12 protein-coding genes are annotated in these 19113 nt (G+C 68.3%); 4 read left to right on the top strand and 8 right to left on the bottom strand.

Translation table 11 applies throughout. The features are described 5' to 3' along the window. Positions 1-25 precede the first annotated feature (25 nt). From HIV01_RS03350 to HIV01_RS03335, 4 genes are all read right to left on the bottom strand, one after another. Complete coding sequence (locus tag HIV01_RS03350; RefSeq protein ID WP_200604936.1) at positions 26-1108, bottom strand: class III poly(R)-hydroxyalkanoic acid synthase subunit PhaC; 1083 nt, start codon at positions 1106-1108, stop codon at positions 26-28. Positions 1109-1110: 2 nt separating this feature from the next. Then, positions 1111-2151, bottom strand: a complete 1041-nt coding sequence (phaE, locus tag HIV01_RS03345; protein WP_200604935.1) for a class III poly(R)-hydroxyalkanoic acid synthase subunit PhaE — start codon at positions 2149-2151, stop codon at positions 1111-1113. Positions 2152-2240: 89 nt separating this feature from the next. Further along, a complete protein-coding gene (locus tag HIV01_RS03340; RefSeq protein WP_200604934.1) occupies positions 2241-2855 on the bottom strand; it encodes a CDP-alcohol phosphatidyltransferase family protein in 615 nt (204 codons plus the stop codon). Between the two features lie 103 nt (positions 2856-2958). Further along, complete coding sequence (locus HIV01_RS03335; protein ID WP_200604933.1) at positions 2959-4782, bottom strand: 3-hydroxybutyrate oligomer hydrolase family protein; 1824 nt, start codon at positions 4780-4782, stop codon at positions 2959-2961. A gap of 96 nt (positions 4783-4878) precedes the next feature. Here HIV01_RS03335 and HIV01_RS03330 point away from each other — a divergent pair, with 96 nt between their 5' ends. Then, positions 4879-5541 carry a response regulator transcription factor gene (locus HIV01_RS03330; protein WP_200604932.1) on the top strand — a complete coding sequence of 221 codons (663 nt, stop codon included), beginning with the start codon at positions 4879-4881 and terminating at the stop codon, positions 5539-5541. Positions 5542-5577: 36 nt separating this feature from the next. Here the strand turns inward: HIV01_RS03330 and HIV01_RS03325 are convergent, their stop codons facing one another. Beyond that, positions 5578-8919: a hybrid sensor histidine kinase/response regulator gene (locus HIV01_RS03325; protein WP_200604931.1), complete on the bottom strand. Its 3342-nt coding sequence runs from the start codon at positions 8917-8919 to the stop codon at positions 5578-5580. A 197-nt stretch (positions 8920-9116) separates the two neighbouring features. Next, on the bottom strand, positions 9117-11363 hold the full coding sequence (locus HIV01_RS03320) for a TonB-dependent receptor (protein ID WP_200604930.1): 2247 nt from the start codon (positions 11361-11363) through the stop codon (positions 9117-9119). Between the two features lie 318 nt (positions 11364-11681). On the opposite strand from HIV01_RS03320, the gene HIV01_RS03315 reads away from it, so the two are divergent. Next, the gene (locus HIV01_RS03315) at positions 11682-13079 is read left to right on the top strand and encodes a GntP family permease (RefSeq protein ID WP_200604929.1); all 1398 of its coding nucleotides are present in this window, start codon (positions 11682-11684) and stop codon (positions 13077-13079) included. On the opposite strand, the gene HIV01_RS03310 is transcribed toward HIV01_RS03315, so the two are convergent. Next, entirely contained in the window at positions 13058-15790 is a 2733-nt protein-coding gene (locus HIV01_RS03310) for a bifunctional acetate--CoA ligase family protein/GNAT family N-acetyltransferase (RefSeq protein ID WP_200604928.1), read from the bottom strand. The genes HIV01_RS03315 and HIV01_RS03310 overlap by 22 nt on opposite strands. Between HIV01_RS03310 and HIV01_RS03305 the strand changes: the two genes are divergently transcribed. Both HIV01_RS03305 and dinB read left to right on the top strand, forming a co-directional pair. After that, positions 15783-16304 (top strand): HPF/RaiA family ribosome-associated protein, encoded by a 522-nt coding sequence (locus HIV01_RS03305; RefSeq protein WP_207527070.1) that lies wholly within the window; start codon positions 15783-15785, stop codon positions 16302-16304. The genes HIV01_RS03310 and HIV01_RS03305 overlap by 8 nt on opposite strands. Before the next feature lie 99 nt (positions 16305-16403). After that, positions 16404-17504, top strand: coding sequence for a DNA polymerase IV (gene dinB, locus HIV01_RS03300; protein WP_200604926.1), 1101 nt, complete (start codon positions 16404-16406; stop codon positions 17502-17504). On the opposite strand, the gene HIV01_RS03295 is transcribed toward dinB, so the two are convergent. Beyond that, positions 17501-18997 carry a ComEA family DNA-binding protein gene (locus HIV01_RS03295; RefSeq protein WP_200604925.1) on the bottom strand — a complete coding sequence of 499 codons (1497 nt, stop codon included), beginning with the start codon at positions 18995-18997 and terminating at the stop codon, positions 17501-17503. The genes dinB and HIV01_RS03295 overlap by 4 nt on opposite strands. Positions 18998-19113: the final 116 nt, after the last annotated feature.

The raw sequence follows: 19113 nt of genomic DNA, 5'->3' as shown, positions 1-19113 counted from the left end.
CAAAAGCCGAGGCCGCGGATGAGGCTCAGCGCGAACGCGCGCCGAGCCACTCGTGGATCGCCGCCGGCACTTCGCGCTGCGCTCGGCTGGAGACATAGATGCCGATGTGACCGCCTTTGAACGACAGCTCGCTGTAGTCATCGCTGCCGACCAGGTCGGCCAGCACCTTGGACGACGACGGCGGCACCAGGTGGTCCTGCTCGGCGTAGATGTTGAGGACCGGCATGTCGACATTGCGCAGGTCGACCGGGCGCCCGCCGATGTCGATGCCGCCCTTGACGAAGCCGTTGCCCTGGTAGAACTGCTTGACGAACTGGCGGAATGCTTCGCCCGCCTGGTCGGGCGAATCGAAGATCCACTTCTCCATGCGCAGGAAGTCTTCCAGCGCCTTGCGGTCGTCGAGCACGTCGACCAGGCCGACGTACTTCTGCACGAACAGGCGCCAGGGCTTGAGCGTGAGGTAGCACCAGTTCATCACGTCGGCCGGGACGTTGCCGAGCGTGTCGACGAACAGGTCGATGTCGAGCCCGCGCGTCCAGTTGCCCAGCATGTTGTCGCTGGTGTGGAAATCCACCGGCGTGACCATCGTGATCAGGTTGTGCACCTTGTGCGGATTGAGCGCGGCATGGCACAGCGAGAACGCACCGCCCTGGCAGATGCCGAGCAGGTTGACGGCATCGAGGCGGTATTCGCCGCACAGGTGGTCGATGGCACCACCGATGTAGCGCTGGATGTAGTCCTCCAGCTCGAGGTAGCGGTCGGACCGGTCGGGGTAGCCCCAGTCCAGCACGTAGACGTCCTCGCCGCGCTCGAGCAGGCCGCGCACGAGCGATTTGTCGTCCTGCAGGTCGACCATGTAGGGGCGATTGACCAGGGCGTAGACGATCAGCAGTGGTACTCGCGCCGTAGGTGCGCGGTCACCGCGGAAGCGGTACAGCACGACCTTGCCGTCGCGCCAGACTTCCTCGCGTGCGGTCGCGCCGTAATCGACGTCATGGACCTGGTGGAGCGTCTCCAGGCCGGCTCGGAGCTTGGCCTGGAAGCGCAGCGACTCTTCGGCCAGGGATTGCGGCGTGAAGCCGAGCGGACCGCTACCGAATCCATCCATCTTCAACGCTTCCTCGTGCTCGGTTTCGCCGCGCCGCGCGCGGGTTTGGCTGCGCTGCCGGCAGGTGCTGCCTTGCGCGTTTTCGGCGCAGGCCTGGGCGCGGGCTCCGGTGCAGGTTCGTCGGCTGCCTGCCTGGGCGCTTCGCTTCGTCCGCTGCGCGCCGCATTGGCTTGCACGGCATCACGCAGGCGGCGCAGTTCGCGCTCGAGCTGGACGATCTTGCGATGCGCCGAGTCCAGCTCGGTCCGGGTCGGCATGCCCATCTGCGCGCTGGCCTGTTCGACGATCGTCTGCTGGCGACCGCGCAGCGTCATCTGCGCATTGACCAGCGCCGCATAGGCGTCGCGGAAGCGTGGCGACAGCGCGATGTCGGCGTAGGCTTCCTCGGCGGCATCGATCCACAGGTCGAACAGCGCGCGAACCGACTCGAGCTGGCGACCCGGAGCGCTGCGTTCGCCGAGCTTGCGCTCGAAGCGCACGAAGGCGTCCTGGCCGGCTTCGGCCAGCAAGGTCTGGTAGGCCTGGCTCTGCTGCTGCAGATCGACCTGCGCCTGCATCAGGTGCTGCCAGCGCTCCTGGTGCTCGCGGGCGAATCCGAACGCGGGCAGGCCGAGCCACGAGCGGCCATCACGCTGCAACTGCTGCAACCACGGCGCAGCCTGGTCGAACCACTGCGAAGGATCGGTGCTGGCACTGCCCGGCATCGTGCCGAGCATGTGTGCGAACGGGTTGGCGCCATCGCCACCGAGCGCCTGCTTCCAGGCCGCGGCAATGTCGCCGGCATTGGCAGTGCGGCCGGCGAACTGCGCCGCCAGCTGTTGCATCTGCCCGAACCAGCCCTGCGCCTGGGCGTTGAAGCGCGAGACGGCTTCGTCGCCCTGCGGCATGCCGCCCTTGGCCAGCTGCGACCACCAGTTCATCGCTTCGGACCAGCCCGGCACGCCCGGCATGGTCGGCGCTTCGGGCGTCGTCGCCGAACGCAGGCTGTCGCCCCAGGCATTCCAGTACTGCCGCGTCCACGCTTCGAAATCGTCCTGCTTCATCACCGCCTCCGCATCATCCCCGCCATGTTAGCAACCGCCATGTTGCGCGACTGCGACGGAAGCGCCCGAAGTCCTCATGGCCACGCTTTTCACGGCTTGGGAATCCGCAGGGTCTTGCTGATCATCAGCGACCCCGACAGGGCGAACATCAGCACCAGCGGATGGAACTGCCACGGCCCGAGCTTGATCATGCCCAGCCACAGGTCGGGGCCGATCGCGCCCTGCCAGGCGGCGACGGCCAGCACCACCACCAGCGCCAGGCTGGTCGGGATCGGCGTGCCTTCGAAGAACTTGACCTTGTCGCCGCCGCCGGACAACTGCTCGGCGGTGACGTTGTAGCGCGCCAGGCGGCTCACGCCGCAGCCGACGAAGTAGCTCAGCACGACCCAGTCCCAACCGCCCTGCAGGCCGCAGGCATAGGCCAGTGCCGCCGGCGCGACGCCGAAGGAGATCACGTCGGCCAGCGAGTCGAGTTCACGGCCCAGGGTCGAGGCGGAGTTGCGCCAGCGCGCCACGCGGCCGTCGAGGGCGTCGAAGATGAAGGCCAGCGGGATCAGCGCCATGCCGATCAGCAGGTCGCGTACCCCGCCCTCCTGCAGGAAGCGCATGGCGGCGAAGATCGCGCCCGTGCCGCAGAAGGCATTGGCCAGCGTGAACCAGTCGGCGAGGTGGAACTCACGCAGCATCGAAAAGTGGCGCGACATGCGGCGCTCCTGCTCCATCAAGGCCTGTCAGCGTGCCAAATCCGACGTTAAGGGGGCAAGAGCCTCGTGCTTCGCCCCCTCTCGCGCTTGCTGGACAAGGGCCTCAGCGTGGCATCGCCAGGTTCGCCGCCTCCAGCGGCTTGCCCGCGCGCGGCGTGGTGGCGATCACCGCATCGGCCGGCAGCGCGGAAGTGCCGTCCAGCGTCGCGCTGACCCGGTCCAGCGCTGCGTACACGTACGGCAGCAGCGGCAGATAGCGCGAGCCGTAATCGGGGAGCCCGAGGAAGGCATCGAAGTGCTGGGCGTTGCGCACCTGCCAGTAGCGCACGTCGCGGCCGGCGGCTTGCGCCTGTTTCACGTACGGCGCACTGGTGAACGCAGGCGGGACCAGGCCGTCGTCGCTGCCGTGGATGACGACCACCGGCAGGCCCTTGCGCGGCAGCGCGGCGCGCGTTTCGGCGATGCCCTTGCGGACGCGCTGGGCATTGGCGTCGTCGCCGGTCCACAACCCACGCAGGCATTGCAGCGTCGTCAGCGGCGAGGTCGGATGTTCTTCGAGGATGTTCACGCCGGCACCGGGTGGGATGCCGCTGGCGTCGGACCACCAGGCGGCGCGTTCGGTTGCCGTGGTGTCGCGCGGACTGAAGTCCGCGCCCAGCGCGGTGAAGCGGTTGCCGCACGGCATGGCGCCGAAGCCATAGCGTCCGTAGGACGACGCGTAGGTCACCGCCACCGCACGCCACAGATCGAAACCGACCGACAAGGCACCTGCGCGCAGCGCTTCATCGGTCCAGCCGTGGGCTTTCAGCGCGTCGTACGCGGACTTCGCCTGGGCCGCGGTATCACCGCCCTCGATCAGGCCAGTCGACTTCAGCGCTGCGCAGCGCTGCGTCCACAGCGGCGCGGCCTGCGCGGTCAGCGGCGGCTGCGGCAGGTTCTGCATGTGCAGCAACGCACAGGGCATCAGCAGTGCCGCCTCGGTCGTGAAGTCGTACAGCGGACGACTGCCCTCGCCTTCCGAATAGATGTTGGGTTCGCCGGCGACGACCGCGTCGAGCCAGTCGCCGTCGAGTTCGGCGGCACGCAGCACCGCGCCACCGCCGTTGGAGATGCCCACCGCGATCACGCGGGTGTTGTCGAAGGTGAAGGGTGCGGACTGCGGGAAGGCACTGTCGAGCGACTGCAGCGCGAACTGCGCCGCCTGCTTCACGTGCCGGCCCCAGTCGGCCTCGGGGTTGTCGCCCGAATGCGCGTGCTTGAACGCCACGCCCGACGATGCCGACGTCAATTTCTCGAACGCCAGGCCTTCGCCGCGCGCGCCCAGCGTGCCATCGGCGCGAACGCCCTGGCCGGAATCGAGATCGAAATAATCCGTGCCCGCGCCCTTGTCGGTGTAGGCCACCGCGCAACCCTTGGGCAGGCCCCAGGCACCGGCCACCGCGATCGCACCGTAGATGCCGCGCGAACCGGAGGAGGCCGTCACCACGAGGCAGCGCTTGCCAGTGTCGAAACCGTCGGGCACCTGCACCAGCACGCGGTGCGGCTGGCTCGCGCCGGGCACCGTCGCGAACGCGCTGTACTCGCGCCCCGGAACGCTGGCGGTGCTGCCGTAGAGCTCGCCGTAGCCTCCGCCCGGGGCAAGGTCGGCGATGCCACGCCAGTTGCTCCACAGCGCACGGCGGCGCAGTTCAGAGGGCGTCGGATGCTCGCCGTCGGCGAACGCCGGTGGGGTCATCGCGCGCAGCCCGGTCAGGCCGAGGCCGGCGCTGAGCAGATCGTCGCTGCCGCGGTGCTCGGTCTGGCGCATTGCGGAGAACATCGGTGAAGCCTCCGTTTTGGTGCGCGGCGCAGAGGTGGAGCAGCTCGCCAGTGAAAGCGTGGCCAGGGCGAGTGCGGCGAGGACGATTCGATCGGGACGGATGGTCATCGTCGCAGCCTAGCAAGGCCAGCGGCGGCGCCCATCGTACTTTCGTACCAATCCTGTTCCGACACGCCGGCGCGCGCACTTGCTAGGCTAGCGACGATGCCGACCCTGCTGATCGCCGACGACCATCCGCTGTTCCGTGCTGCCCTGCGGCAGGCGGCGATGGAGGCCGTGGCCGGCGCCGAGATCCTCGAAGCCGGTCATCTCGATGGTGTGCTGGCCGCGCTCGACGCCGATTCCGGTGTCGACCTGGTCCTGCTCGACCTGCACATGCCCGGCAATCACGGCCTGGCCGGACTGGCCGCGATCCGCGCCCAGCACCCGGGCGTGGCAGTCGTGGTGGTCTCGGCCAACGACGACCCGCGGGTGGTGCGCCGCGCCCTGGATCACGGTGCCGCCGGTTACCTGCCCAAGAGCGCCGGCCTGGACGAACTGCGCGATGCCATCCGCGCCGTGCTCGCCTGCGAGCAATGGCTGCCCAGCGCATTGCGGGCGGCGGTGGCGCGCACGCAGAGCGACAGCGGCGACGCCGACTTGGCCGCGCGCCTGGCTAGCCTGTCGCCGCAGCAGTTCCGCGTGCTCACGCTGGTCGCGCAGGGCCTGCTCAACAAGCAGATCGCCGACCGGCTTGTTGTGCAGGAGCGGACCGTGAAGGCGCACCTGTCGGCAATCTTCGAACGCCTGGGCGTGCGCAACCGCACCCAGGCCAGCGTGGTGTTGCGCGAACTGGAACTGTCGGACCCGGCACGGCAGATCGCCTGAACGTCGTTGCCGAGCGGACGGGAACGCGGCGACCGGTCAGGTCAACGCCACTTCCCGCGCCGCCAGCGCCCGGTCGAGCACCGACTTCAACGCCAGCGGCTTGACCGGTTTGGCCAGCAATGACAGACCCGCCTCCTCGACGGCACGACGCACGGCTTCGCCGCGATCGGCGCTGAGGATCAGCGTCGGTCGTGCACCGAACATCGCTTCCAGTCGCCCGGCCAGCGCGACGCCGGTGTCGCCATCATCCAGGTGGTAGTCGAACAACCACAACGAGGCTGGCATGCGCTCCAGTGCCGCTTCCGCTTCGGCACCGTTGCGCGCGGTGGCGACCTCGAAGCCCCATCCCCGCAGCACGGTGGCCAATGCCTGCATCGCCTGCGGATCATTGTCGACCGCCAGCACCCGCAGCGCGGAGTCCTCAATCGGCGCCGACGACGGCGTCAACACCGGTCTCGGCGCATTGCCAACGCGCACGGCGAATACCGTCCCGCGACCGAGCTGGCTGCGCAGGCTCAGCGGCGCGTCCAGCAACTGGGCGATGCGCTCGGCGATCGACAAACCCAGCCCCAGCCCCTGCCCCGGCGCGTCCTCGCCGCGGCGGAACTCCTCGAAGATCGCCGACTGCTGGCTCGCGTCGATGCCCGGGCCGCTGTCGTGCACCTCGATGCGCAGGTGCTCGCCGTCGCGGCGCACACCGAGCACGACGCCGCCGCACTGCGTGTAACGCACGGCGTTGGCGAGGAAGTTCTGCAGGACCCGGCGCAGCAGCTGCGGGTCGGTATGCACCCATGCGCGGCTGGGCACGAAGCCGAACTCGAGTCCGCGCGCGGCCGAGATCGCGCGGAATTCCGAGGCCAGCGGTTCGAGCACTTCCGACAATGGGAATGGACGCGGCTGCGGCACCAGTCCGCCAGCCTCCAGCCGCGACATGTCGAGCAGGCCGGTGAGCAGATCGCTCGTGGAATCCAGCGCGCCGCCGATCTGCGCCACGGTCTCGCGCTGGCGCGGCTCGTGCAGTTGCTGCGACAGCGCGTCGGTAAACAACTGCGCCGCATGCAGCGGCTGCATCAGGTCATGGCCGATCGCGGCGAGGAAGCGGCTCTTGGCCTCGTTGGCACGCTCGGCTTCGCGCTTGGCGACTTCCAGGTCGGTGGTGCGCTCGGCGACGCGTTGTTCCAGCGTCTCGTTGGCCATGATCAGGCCAGCCTCGGCGCGACGGAACGCGGTCACGTCGGTAAAGGTCGCGACAAAGCCGCCACCAGGCATCGGGTTGCCACGGATCTCGATGATGCTGCCGTCGGGCAGCACGCGCTCGGACAGGTGTGCGGTGCCCGCGCGCATGAAGCTCAGGCGCCGCTCGAGCGCGCGTTCGAGATCGCCCTGCGGCGGCATCCGCTGCAAGGCCCAGCGCGACAGTTCGGCAATCGGCCGGCCGACCTGCAACAGTTCCGGCGGGAACCCGAACAGTTCGACATAGCGTCGGTTCCACGCCACCAGCCGCAACTGCGCGTCGACCACGCTGATGCCCTGGCTCATGTTCTGCAGCGCCGCCTCGAGCACGCGCTGGTTGAATCGCAGGTCGGCCGAAGCCTCGCCGACGATCGCCGCGACGGTGTCGAGTTCGTGCCCGCTCGCCGCCCGTCGCGCCGCATCCAGCAGCACGCGCGCCGATGCCGAGCCCAGCACGGCCGCCAGTTCGCGCTCGATGCGCTCTTCGATGGGGGCCGCCACCGGCTCACCAACCGGCACGCCCTGCAGCAACTGCGTCACCCGTTCGCGCGGCAGGAAGCGCAGGCCGGCGTTGCGCAGCGTCCTGACATCGAGGCCACGATGGGCGCGGTGCGGTGTCTCGCGGCGCCACAATGCGGCCAGCACGGTGGCCAGCGTGCCGACGAACAGGCTGGCACCGACAGCGCGGCCGAGGCGGCTCCAACCGGTGAGGCCGAACAGCGCATCCGGAGCCAGCCAATGCAGGCCGAACGGACCGCTGTCGAGCCAGGGCGCGGTGATGCCGCGTACCTGCATCGTCATCGGCAGCAGCAGCACCCAGGCCCAGGCAGCGAAACCGGCGGCTATTCCCATGACCGCCGCGCGCGCCGGTGTCTGCGGCCGCCACACGGCGAAGCACAGCGCCGGCGCCAACGTTGCCAGCGCCGAGAACGACACCGCGCCGACGTCGGCCAGCGCATCGTTGCCGGCGATCAGGCGGCTGTAGGCCCAGGCCAGCAACATGATCACCACGATGCCGGCACGGCGCAGCGCAAGCACGCTGCCACGCAGGTCGCTGCCGTCGTTGCGCGACCACGAACCGCGCAGCAGGCCGGGCGCGAACCAGTGATTGCCGATCATCAGGCTGAGCGTGAGCGTGCTGACCACGACCATGCCGGTCGCCGCGCTCAGGCCGCCGAGGAAGGCGAACAGCGCCAGCCCTTCGTGCCCCTGCGCCAGTGGCAGCGCCAGCACGTACAGGTCCGACGGCACGTCGCTGCCGCCGAGCAGCGACTGACCGGCCTTAGCCAAAGGCAGGACCGGCAGCGCGATCAGCACCAGGTACAACGGGAACTGCCAGCGCGCCGTGCGCACGTCGCGCTCGTCGCGGCACTCGACCACGCCGACATGGAATTGGTGCGGCAGGATGAACATCGCCAATGCACCGAGCAGCACCAGCGGCGCGAAGCCATCGGCCGAGCGCGGCGGCGGTGCCATCGCCGGCGCCGCGGGCAGATCGCCCAGCCCCCACCACACGAACAGGCCCAGCGCCAGCATCGCCGCCAGCTTGAACACCGACTCGAACGCCATCGCCAGCACCAGGCCGCGGTTGTGCTCGGCCGCACTGGCGCGGCGGGTGCCGAACAGCATCGCGAACAGGGCCATCGCCAGTGCCACGTACAGCGCGCTGTCCTGCCACGCCGGTGTCGGCGCGACTTCGCCGCTGTGCGTGGTGAGCATGGCGAAACTCATCGCCACGGCCTTGAGCTGCAGGGCGATGTAGGGAATCAGTCCGAGCGCGGCGACCAGGGTGACGGTAGCGGCAAGCCACGCGTCCTTGCCCAGGCGCGTGGCGATCAGGTCGGCCAGTGAAGTGGCGTTGGTCTCGCGCGCCAGCTGCACCAACCGGATCATGAAGGCGATGGCGACCGCATACAGCACGATTGCGCCAAGGAAGGTCGGCGGCAGCGGCCAGCCGTACCGGGCGGCCTGGGTGACGGTGCCGTAGAAGGTCCACGAGGTGCAGTGCACCGCCAACGACAGCGCGTAGACATGGCCCCAGTGCCGCGCCAGCACGGTCGGTCGGCGCTCGGCGTAGAGCGCCGTGCCGAACATCAGCGCCAGCCAGGCCAGGCTGGCTAGGGCGACCGCGGTGAAGCTCAGCATGGGGCGGTGGCGGGGTGCATCACTGGAGGATAGCTGAGCCCCGGAATGTCAGGGAGCGTGGAGGCCGACACTTCGACAGTGGATCCCGGCGTTCGCCGGGATGACGTTGACTGAACTGAATGGCGTCCGCGGGGCGGAGCAATCCCCGGCGCAGCGGACGACGCCACACCGGAGACAGCTACCCCGCTAACAAGGCATCAGAAGTCGTACCGTGCCGACAGCGTGTACTGGCGCGGCGCACCGTAGAAGCCGGTCAACACACCCAACGCTGCGTTGAGGTTGTAGCCGGTGGTGCGGTACTCCTTGTCGGCCAGGTTGGTGCCCTGCAGCGACAGCGACCAGGCATCGTCGATGCGCCAGATCACGCCGGCATTGACCAGCCCGTACCCGTCCTGCGTGATCGGCAGCGCGCCGGTGCGGACGATCTCGGTGGTGGCGACCACGTCGCTCTGGTAGCTGTAGCCCACGCGCGCCGACAGATTGCCACCGTTGGACAGATCGGTGCGGTACTCGAGGTTGATCGCACCGGAGAAGTCCGGAGCGTTGGTGAACTCCTGCTCGTCGGCGATGTTGACGCCGGCGTAGATGAACTCGTCGTACTTCGCGTCGAGCCAGGCCAGGTTGCCGCTGATCAGCCAGTTCGGCGTCGGCAGCCACTGGTACTCGACTTCCACGCCCTCGACCGTGCCCTTGCCGGCGTTGGTGAAGTCGCCGAAGAAGGCATCGTTGGTGCCGTCGCCATTGCTGTCGTAGGAGGTGAACACCGACAGCTGGATGTCCTCGTACTTGTTGTGGAACGCCGCCAGGTTCAGGAACAGCGTCTGGTTGAGGAACGCCATCTTGCTGCCGATCTCGTAGCTGTCGACCGACTCGTCATCGAACGGCTCGGCCGAACGCGGCACCGCCGTGGCCTGCGCACGGATGTTGAAGCCGCCGGACTTGAAGCCGCGCGACGCCAGGCCGTAGACCATGATGTCCGGCGTGACCTGGTAGTCCAGCGAGACCTTCGGCGAGGTGTTCTCGAAGCCGATGCGCTTGTCGAAGTTGGCCGCGATCGGCGTCGGATTGTTGGCCGCGCAACGAACCGCCAGCGTCGAGAAGGTTGCGTTGGTGTAGCAGCGGTTGAGCACCACTGCGTGCTTCTTCTCGTCCGTGTAGCGAGCGCCCAGGTCGAGCTTGAGCTTCTCGGTCAGGTCGAACGTCCAGTCGGCATACAACGCCAGCGCGTCGGTATAGACCGTGCCCTGGGTGTCGCCGAACGACAGGTTGAAGAAGTTGTTGAGGACCTGGCCGCCAGCCTCGCCGTCGAAGGAGTACAGACCGATCACGCCGCGCGAACGGCCGCCGGCATCGTAGTTGACCTGCAGCTCGTTGGTGATCTGCTCGTCGGCATAGAACGCCTTCACGTCGGCGACCTTGTTGGGCAAGGTGTCGAAGTCGATGTTGGTCTCGGTGTCGGACTCGCGCTTGGCCAGGATGTACTTGAAGCCCCAATCCTCGTTGATGCGCCAGTTGACGGTGGCCGAAGCGCCCTTCATCGACGTGTCATTGACGTTGGGCATGCCACTGCGGATGTCGTAGCGGCTGTCCAGCGGCAGGAAGCCCGGGGCGAAGCGGTTGGGCGCCAGCATCTTGGCACCGCGCACGCCGGACTGGTCGTCCATCCAGTCATAGGCGAACTGCACGTTGAGGTCGTCGCTGATGTAGGCGCCGAGCTGGCCGCGCAGCGCGAGGATTTCCTTGTCGCTGACTTCCTGGCCACTGAACAGGTTGTCGCCGTAGCCGTCGCGGTTGAAGCTGCCCACGGCCAGCCGGCCGCGCAGCGCGCCGTCACCGACCGAGGCGCCCAGCGACGCCTTCACGTCGAGCTGGTTGTAGTTGCCGACGGTGACCGAGACCTGGCCTTCCGGCGCGACCGGCAGGCCGCGCGAGATGTACTTGATCGCGCCGCCGATGGTGTTCTTGCCGTACAGCGTGCCTTGCGGGCCGCGCAGCACTTCGATGCGCTCGACGTCGAACACGTCCAGCAGCGCGCCCTGCGGACGGGCGATGTAGACGTCGTCCATGTACATGCCCACGCCCGGATCCACGCCCCAAAGCGGATCGGACTGGCCGACACCGCGGATGTAGGCGGTGATCGTGCTGCTGGAACCGCGCGCGGCGTAGATGGTCAGGTTGGGTACCTGGCCATCGAGGTCGCTGAGGTCCTCGATGTTGAGCTTGTCGAGGGCATCGGCAGTGAATGCGGTGACCGCGACCGGAACTTCCTGCAGCGTCTCCTCGCGCTTGCGCGCGGTGACGGTGACGCCGCTGAGCGTGGTCGCCTGCGCGTCGCCAGCCGAAGTAGTGGTCGTTGCTGCGGTGGTTTCCTGGGCGAAGGCGGCCGGCGCCAGCAAGGCGAAGGCAATGGCGATGCTCAGGCTGCTTCTGTTGCTGCGATTCATGGTGACGCTCTCTCCCCAGTCCCAAATCGTTGGCCGCGGCCCGGCGGGTGCCGGAAGCGAAATGACCGACGGGCCCTCCCCCGTCATGCTGGCAAGCCTATGACCGGGCGCCGGCCGGCGCTGCTGTACCTTCGGACAATGCCGGCCCGCCCCGCCGTTGCGGAGACTGCACGCCTACACGGGCTGCCGGCACTCCGTCATCCCCGCGTAGGCGGGGACCCAGCGACTTCACGTTGTTGCACCTAACGACACTGGGTTCCCGCCTGCGCGGGAATGAAGACATACAGCCGCCCGACACGCTTCGACAAGGACCGGGGAATGGCATTTCTGATCGTGCTGGCCGCACTGTGCTTTCTGATGTTCGTGGCCTACCGCGGCTACAGCGTGATCCTGTTCGCGCCGGTGGCCGCGCTCGGCGCGGTGCTGCTGACCGATCCATCCCTGGTCGCGCCGATGTTCACCGGCTTGTTCATGGACAAGATGGTCGGCTTCCTGAAGCTGTACTTCCCGGTGTTCCTGCTCGGCGCGGTCTTCGGCAAGCTGATCGAACTGTCGGGGTTCTCCAAGGCGATAGTCGCCGCGACCATCCGCCTGTTCGGCGCAGGCCGGGCGATGCTGTCGATCGTGGTCGTGTGCGCGCTGCTGACCTACGGCGGCGTGTCGCTGTTCGTGGTGGTGTTCGCGGTGTACCCGTTCGCCGCCGAACTGTTCCGCCAGAGCGACATCCCCAAGCGCCTGATCCCGGGCACGATCGCGCTGGGTGCCTTCACCTTCACCATGGATGCGCTGCCCGGCACGCCGCAGATCCAGAACATCATCCCGACCACCTTCTTCGGCACCAACACCTGGGCGGCGCCGTGGCTGGGCACGATCGGCGGTGTTTTCATCCTGGCCGTGGGCCTGCTCTACCTCGACTGGCGCCGCCGCGCGGCGCTGACCGCCGGTGAAGGCTACGGCGACCAGCTTCTCAACGAACCGGCGCCGTTCGCCGGCGGCACCCTTGCGCATCCGCTGGTCGCGATCCTGCCGCTGGTGCTGGTGGGCGTGGTCAACAAGCTGCTGACGGTGGCGATCCCGCGCTTCTACGGCGAGGCCCACAGCTTCGATCCGGCGGTGATCGGCAGCGCCGCACCGGTGGTGCAGGAAGTCTCCAAGGTGGCCGCGATCTGGGCCGTGCAGGGTGCGCTGCTGGTCGGCATCCTGGCCGTGCTCGCCTTCGCCTGGAAGCCGGTGATGGCCAGCTTCGCCGAAGGCAGCAAGTCGGCGATCGGCGGCGCGTTGCTGGCAGCGATGAACACCGCATCGGAATATGGCTTCGGCGCGGTCATCGCCGCCCTGCCCGGCTTCCTGGTCGTGGCCAATGCGCTGGCCGCAATCCCCAATCCGCTGGTCAACGAAGCCATCACCGTGACGGCGCTGGCCGGCATTACCGGTTCGGCGTCGGGCGGCATGAGCATCGCCCTGGCTGCAATGGCTGACACGTTCATTGCCAACGCCAATGCCGCCGGCATTCCGATGGAGGTGCTGCATCGTGTCGCCGCGATGGCGTCCGGCGGCATGGACACCCTGCCCCACAACGGCGCGGTGATCACCCTGCTGGCGGTCACCGGCCTGAGCCATCGCCAGGCCTACAAGGACATCTTCGCGATCACCTTGATCAAGACCGCGGCGGTGTTCGTGGTGATTGGGACGTTCTACGCGACCGGACTGGTCTGACGCTCGCTGCGCGACGTCGGTTGTTCGATCGGCAGCGACACCGTCACGACTGTCGTGTCGCCGGGGTTGGTGGTCAGGGTGAAGCCCAGTCGCCGGCACATGTCGAGCATGGTGCGATTCTCCTGCAGCACTTCGCCCTCGATCGAGCGCAGGCCGAGCCAGCGTGCATACTCGATGATGGTCTGCATCAGCCGCCAGCCCAGTCCGTGCCCCTTGAGATCCGATCGCACCAGGATCCCGTACTCGCCATGGTCGTAATTGGCGTCGGCGTGCAGGCGCACCGCGCCGAGCATCTCGCCGTCGTCCGGGTCGATCGCCACCAGCGCGATCGAACGCGCGTAGTCGAGCTGGGTCAGCTGGGCGATGAACTCGTGGCTGAAATGGCGGATGGTCTGGAAGAAACGCAGGCGCAGGTCTTCGTCCGTGACCTTGGTGAAGAAGCGGCGGAACAGCTCGTCGTCCTCCGGTCGCACCGGTCGCAGGAAGGCGTTACTTCCGTCGGACAACTCGAGCGTGCGCTCCCACTCCTTCGGATACGGGCGGATCGCGAAGCGCGGATGCCCAGGTCCCTTGTGCAGCGTGCGCGACGTTGACACGCCGATGCGCGCATCGACCGCGATGATGCCGTCGCGGTCGGCCAGCAACGGGTTGATGTCGACTTCCCGGATTTCGGGAATGTCGGCCACCAGCTGCGCCAGCTTGACCAGCGCCATCGCGACCGCACGCTCGTCGGCTGCGGGCACGTCGCGGTAGCCCTTGAGGATCCGCGATACGCGCGTTCGGCCGATCATTTCGTGTGCCAGGCGCAGGTCGAGCGGCGGCAGCGCCAGCGCCTTGTCGTCGATGACCTCGACCGCGGTGCCGCCACGACCGAAGACGATCACCGGGCCGAACGTGTCGTCGTCGACCATGCCCATGATCAGCTCACGTGCCAGCGGCCGCATGACCATCGGCTGGATCGTCACCCCGTCGATTCGCGCGTCAGATCGGCAATCGCGCGCACGCTGCACGATCGCGTCGACGGCCTCGCGCACTGCCTGCGGGGTGAACAGGTTCAGGCGCACACCGTCGACATCGGACTTGTGACTGATGTCGGGCGACAGGATTTTGACCGCGACCGGCGTGCCGTCCGCCAGCAGCGGCGTCGCGAGCTGCACGGCTTCGTCGGCGTCGCGCGCGGCCAGGGTTGGAGTGATGTCGATCCCGTAGGCGCCCAGCACGCGCGCCACCTCGATTGGATCGAGCCACCCCCTGCCCGATTCCAACGCCGCATCGACGACCGCGCGCGCGGCCGCGGTATCGACCTCCAGGTCGTCGGGCATGCTTGGCGGCGTCTCCATCAAGGCCTGCTGCGCCTCGCGATGACGGACCAGGTACATGAAGCCGCGCACGGCATCGGCCTCGGTCGCATACGTCGGGATCCGCGCGGCATTGAGGCGGGCGCTGGCGCTTTCGTCCTTGCCCAGCCAGACGGCGAACACCGGCTTGCGCCCCCCCGCCTTCATCGCCTGCGCTTTCGCATCGGCCAAAGCCTGCGCACGGCTGTCGGCGCCAATCAGCGCGGTGGGGACGTTCAGCGCCAGCACCGCATCGTTGCCGGAATCGGCCAGCACCGCGTTGACGGCTTGCGTATAAGCGGCGTTGTCGGCATCGCCATTGATGTCGACCGGGTTGGTGCGCGGCCATGCCGATGCGGCCACGGCGTCGAGCTGCTGCACGGTCTGTTCGGACAACTGCGCGAGCGTGCCGCCCATGTCGACCAGCCGGTCTGCGGCGAGCATGCCGGTGCCGCGGCCATTGGCGAATATCGCCAGGCGCCGGCCGGGAAACGCGTGCGTGCGGCCCAGCGTCTCGGCGGCGGCAAACAACTCGTCCAGCGCGCTCACGCGCAGCATGCCGGCGCGGTGGAATGCCGCGGCGTACACCGCGTCGGGCGTGGCCAGCGCCGCGGAGTGCGTGCGCACGTCGACCGCGCGCCGTGAATGACGGTCGGACTTCACCACCACCACCGGCTTCAATCGCGCCGCCGCCCGCGCCGCCGAGAGGAACTTGCGCGCGTCGCGGATCGATTCGACGTACAGCAGGATCGCGCGGGTATGGCGGTCGCGGGCGAAGTAATCGAGCAGGTCGGCGAAGTCGACATCGAGCGCATCGCCGAGCGAGGCAACGGCCGAGAACCCAAGCGACCGGCGCGCACCCCATTCCACCAGCGCCGCGGCAATCGCCGCGGACTGCGAGATCACAGCGAGGTCGCCGGGCAAGGCCGCGTGCGCGGCAAAGCTGGCGTTGAGTCGCGCATGCGGCGCCAGGATGCCCAGGGAGTTGGGGCCGACGATGCGCAGGCCGTGGGCGCGGGCGACGCTGGCCAGCTCCGCCGCCGGCGAGTGGGCGCCCTGGCCCATTCCGGTGTTGAGCACGACCGCCGCCGAAGCGCCCTTCTCGGCGGCGGCGCTGGCGAACCTGGGCACGAGCGAGTGCGGCGCGGCGATTACGACCAGCTCCGGCGTCCACGCCAGGTCCTTGATCCGCGGCACCGCGGTGACGCCTTCGATCTCGTCGAAGTTCGGATTGACCAGTCCGACCTGGCCGGCGAAGCCGCCATCGACCAGGTTGCGCAACACCGCCCTGCCGGCCGACTGCTCGCGCGTGCTACCGCCCACGACCGCCACCGATCGGGGATTGAAGACGGATTCGAGTGAGTAAGTGCTCATCGTCGTTTGTGAACCTTCGAACATCTTCTCGTCGAAGCTCCGGCGCGGACTTGACCTGCATCAAAGCAGCGCCGCCGGCAACGGCTCCCAATATAGGCGCGTTCGATACGGACGCGAACACATCCGACAGACCATGGAGGCAATCATGCAAGCAAACGTAACGATCCGCTTTGAGGGAATGGCGCCATCGCAGGCGCTGAGCGAGGACATCCAGCGCCACGCCGACAAGCTGCTGCAGCTCGCACCGCGCCTGCAGTCATTCGACGTTGCGGTGCGCCATGCCGAACAGCGCCACCAGCAGGGAAACCGCTACCTGGTTCGCATCCACGCGCTGCTCGCCGGCACGACGTTCGATGCCGGACGCACGCCGCCGAAAGACCACAGCCACGAAGACGCCTACATCGCCGTCCGCGACGCCTTCAACGCGCTGCGCCGGCAACTGGACGATCACGTCCGCGTTCGCCGCGGCGAGGTCAAGCAACGCCCGCAAGTCGGGTTGGCGCAAGCGGATTGAACCGGCGTTCCGCGGATGGCGGAAGCCGTCGCAAGTCGTTAGTATTATGACTAACAGGCCGCCCTGATCCGGCCGTCGCGCGATCCCGCCGCTCCAGCCTTGTCCGCCCCAGCCCGCAAGATCCTCCACGTCGACATGGACGCCTTCTACGCGTCGGTCGAGCAGCGCGACGATCCCTCGCTGCGCGGACGGCCGGTGGTGGTGGCCTGGCGAGGAGCGCGCTCGGTGGTCTGCGCGGCCAGCTACGAGGCGCGCAAGTTCGGGGTGCGCTCGGCGATGCCCGCGGTGCGCGCCGAGCGCCTGTGCCCGCAGGCGGTGTTCGTGCCCCCGGACTTCGTGCGCTACAAGGCAGTCTCGCGTCAGGTCCGCGAGATCTTCGCCCGCCATACCGAGCTGATCGAACCGCTGTCGCTGGACGAGGCCTACCTCGACGTCACCAGCACCCGCAGCGGGTTGGCCACGGCCACCGAGACCGCCGAAGCGATCCGCACCGCGATCCGCGAAGAGACCCACCTCACCGCCTCGGCCGGCGTCGCGCCGAACAAGTTCGTGGCCAAGATCGCCTCCGACTGGCGCAAGCCCGACGGCCTGTTCGTGGTTCGCCCGCACCAGGTCGAGGCCTTCCTGGCGCCATTGCCGGTCGGGCGCCTCCCGGGCGTGGGCAAGGTCAGCGAGCAGCGCCTGGCCGAGCTCGGCATCGCCACGGTCGCCGACCTGCGCACACTCGATGTCGCCGTACTGGAGCAGCACTTCGGTCGCTGGGGCCGGCGCCTGCATGAGCTGTCATTCGGCATCGACGACAACCCGGTGCAACCCGAGCGGCCGACGCTGCAGATCTCGTCGGAGGACACGTTCGAACGCGACCTGCCGATCGAGGATCTGGAACCGCACATCGAGCGCCTGGCGAGCAAGACCTGGGAGGGCTACCAGCGCGAACTGGCGCGCGACGACTCGCGCATCGCGCGCACGGTGGTGCTGAAGCTCAAGACATCGGACTTCCGCATCCTCACGCGCAGCCTGACGCCGGCCGAGCCGCCGTCGTCGCTGCATGAACTGACACGCATCGCCTGCGACCTGCGCGCGCGCGTGGCACTGCCAACGCGGACGAAGTACCGGCTCGTCGGCGTCGGCCTTTCCGGCTTTGCCGACCGTGACGAAGCCGACGCTCAGATCGACCTGTTCGAAGGGCAGCAGGCCTAGATGCGGTCGTAAGGCCCGGCCTTGCGCGCGGCCTCCGCCGCCTGCCTCAACTTCTGCGCGGTGCTGTCGTCGGCACCGGTGCGGCGGACGAAGTCCTCCAGGTCGGCAAACACGCCGTCCTTGCGACGACTCGCCAGCGCACGTTCCGCGGCGGCGCGGTCGATACCGGGCAGGAGCATCAGCGATTCCGGTTCGGCGGTATTGAGATTGACCGCGACCACGTCGCTCTCCGCGCGCCATCCCAGATGCTGGCCCGCTGCCAGCAGCCACAGGTCCGGACCGAGCCCCGCTCGCAGCTTCGCCGGCTCCTTCGCCACCAGCTCCTGCAATTGCGCCATCTGCGCGCGCGCCTGCTTGAGCCCACCGACGTAGGACTCCATGTCGCCCAGCCGTCCCGTCGCCGCCAGCGACTCGGTCAACGACGGCAGTTCGCGTCCGGTCGTCGCACCATACGTGGTATCGAGCACCACGGCCTGCACGCGCTTGCAGTCGTCAGCGGCGTCGCTGCAATAGCGGTCCACCAGGTCGAGCAGCACGGGCGAGTCGTGGCGCAGGCGCCGGCCATCGCGATGGGCGAACGACGCGAACAGGCGCGAGTAGCGCTGCACGACCGCTTCGCGGTCCTCGGGCCCGGGCACCATCCAGCGGTAGAAGATCGTGGCGATCACGCCCTCGGACGAGAGCATCTGCTGGCCGTCGCGCAGGCGTGCGGTATCGAACGCCGTGCTCAGGTCGCGACGCGCCAGCGCCGTGGCCTCGTCGCCCGGCGGCAGCAACTGCGACTGCACGAACCAGTTGCGGCGCACGCCTTCGATGCGTCCGGCGCGATCGAGGTTGCTCATCCAGTACCCCAGGAAGGGCTTGGCCGACAGCCCCAGCTCCTGCTCGCGCAACTTCGGGTTGCTTGTGAGTCGTCGCGCCAGGCCTTGGAAATGCGTGGCGAAGCCTTCGTCGAACGCGGTGGAGTAGTCGGTGATGCTCATGCTCGCGTGCGGCGTATGCGAGTAGCCCGGTGGCAGGTCCGGCACCAGCCGGCGCAGGCACACGTGGCCCATTTCGTGGGCGAAGATCTCTTCGAAGTCGCCATTGCCGACGCTGCCTTGGTCGACGACCAGATCGACGTACGGCTCATCGACGAAGCGCTGCTTGCCGTTCTCCTGCAACCAGAACCCCTGGCGGGCGAAGCCGCCGTCCTCGGCCGACATGTACAGCCACGTCGGGCGGATCTCGCGCGCGCCAGCCGCACGCTGGGCACTCTCGTCGAGCGCGAGCACCGTCGCCACGAAGCCGTCGCGCGCCTGGCCCTGCAACTGCGTGTACAGCTCGCCGTCGACCACGCGAGTGACCACGGGCGCCGGCTTGCCCTGGCCGTGCTTCCTGAATTGGGGTTTGTCGCCGACCATCACCGGCGCCAGCACGCCGAGCTCGGCGGCCTGGGTGGGCATCAGCACGGCCGCCAGCAGGCAGCCGGCGAGAATCTTCGTGTATCGCATCGCAGCACTCCTCAATCGCTGAAGAGGATGCCGTCCGCGCTGCCCACAGGCACCTGCCAAGGGGTCGCCCACTGGCGACACTTGCCACGCCCCGCCAATTGCGGTTGTCGCCGCGG

Source organism: Lysobacter arenosi, from assembly GCF_016613475.2.
GTDB lineage: Bacteria > Pseudomonadota > Gammaproteobacteria > Xanthomonadales > Xanthomonadaceae > Lysobacter_J > Lysobacter_J arenosi.
Note: the sequence above shows the minus strand (reverse complement) of the source record. Positions and strands in the feature narration are given on the sequence as shown.

Bases quoted from the DNA above. Each gene is read 5' to 3' on its own strand.
- HIV01_RS03295 (WP_200604925.1), bottom strand. From the start codon at position 18,997: ATGCGATACACGAAGATTCTCGCCGGCTGCCTGCTGGCGGCCGTGCTG.
- HIV01_RS03315 (WP_200604929.1), top strand. From the start codon at position 11,682: ATGGCATTTCTGATCGTGCTGGCCGCACTGTGCTTTCTGATGTTCGTG.
- HIV01_RS03330 (WP_200604932.1), top strand. From the start codon at position 4,879: ATGCCGACCCTGCTGATCGCCGACGACCATCCGCTGTTCCGTGCTGCC.
- HIV01_RS03350 (WP_200604936.1), bottom strand. From the start codon at position 1,108: ATGGATGGATTCGGTAGCGGTCCGCTCGGCTTCACGCCGCAATCCCTG.
- HIV01_RS03310 (WP_200604928.1), bottom strand. From the start codon at position 15,790: ATGAGCACTTACTCACTCGAATCCGTCTTCAATCCCCGATCGGTGGCG.
- HIV01_RS03335 (WP_200604933.1), bottom strand. From the start codon at position 4,782: ATGACCATCCGTCCCGATCGAATCGTCCTCGCCGCACTCGCCCTGGCC.
- HIV01_RS03320 (WP_200604930.1), bottom strand. From the start codon at position 11,363: ATGAATCGCAGCAACAGAAGCAGCCTGAGCATCGCCATTGCCTTCGCC.
- phaE (WP_200604935.1), bottom strand. From the start codon at position 2,151: ATGAAGCAGGACGATTTCGAAGCGTGGACGCGGCAGTACTGGAATGCC.
- HIV01_RS03325 (WP_200604931.1), bottom strand. From the start codon at position 8,919: ATGCTGAGCTTCACCGCGGTCGCCCTAGCCAGCCTGGCCTGGCTGGCG.
- HIV01_RS03340 (WP_200604934.1), bottom strand. From the start codon at position 2,855: ATGTCGCGCCACTTTTCGATGCTGCGTGAGTTCCACCTCGCCGACTGG.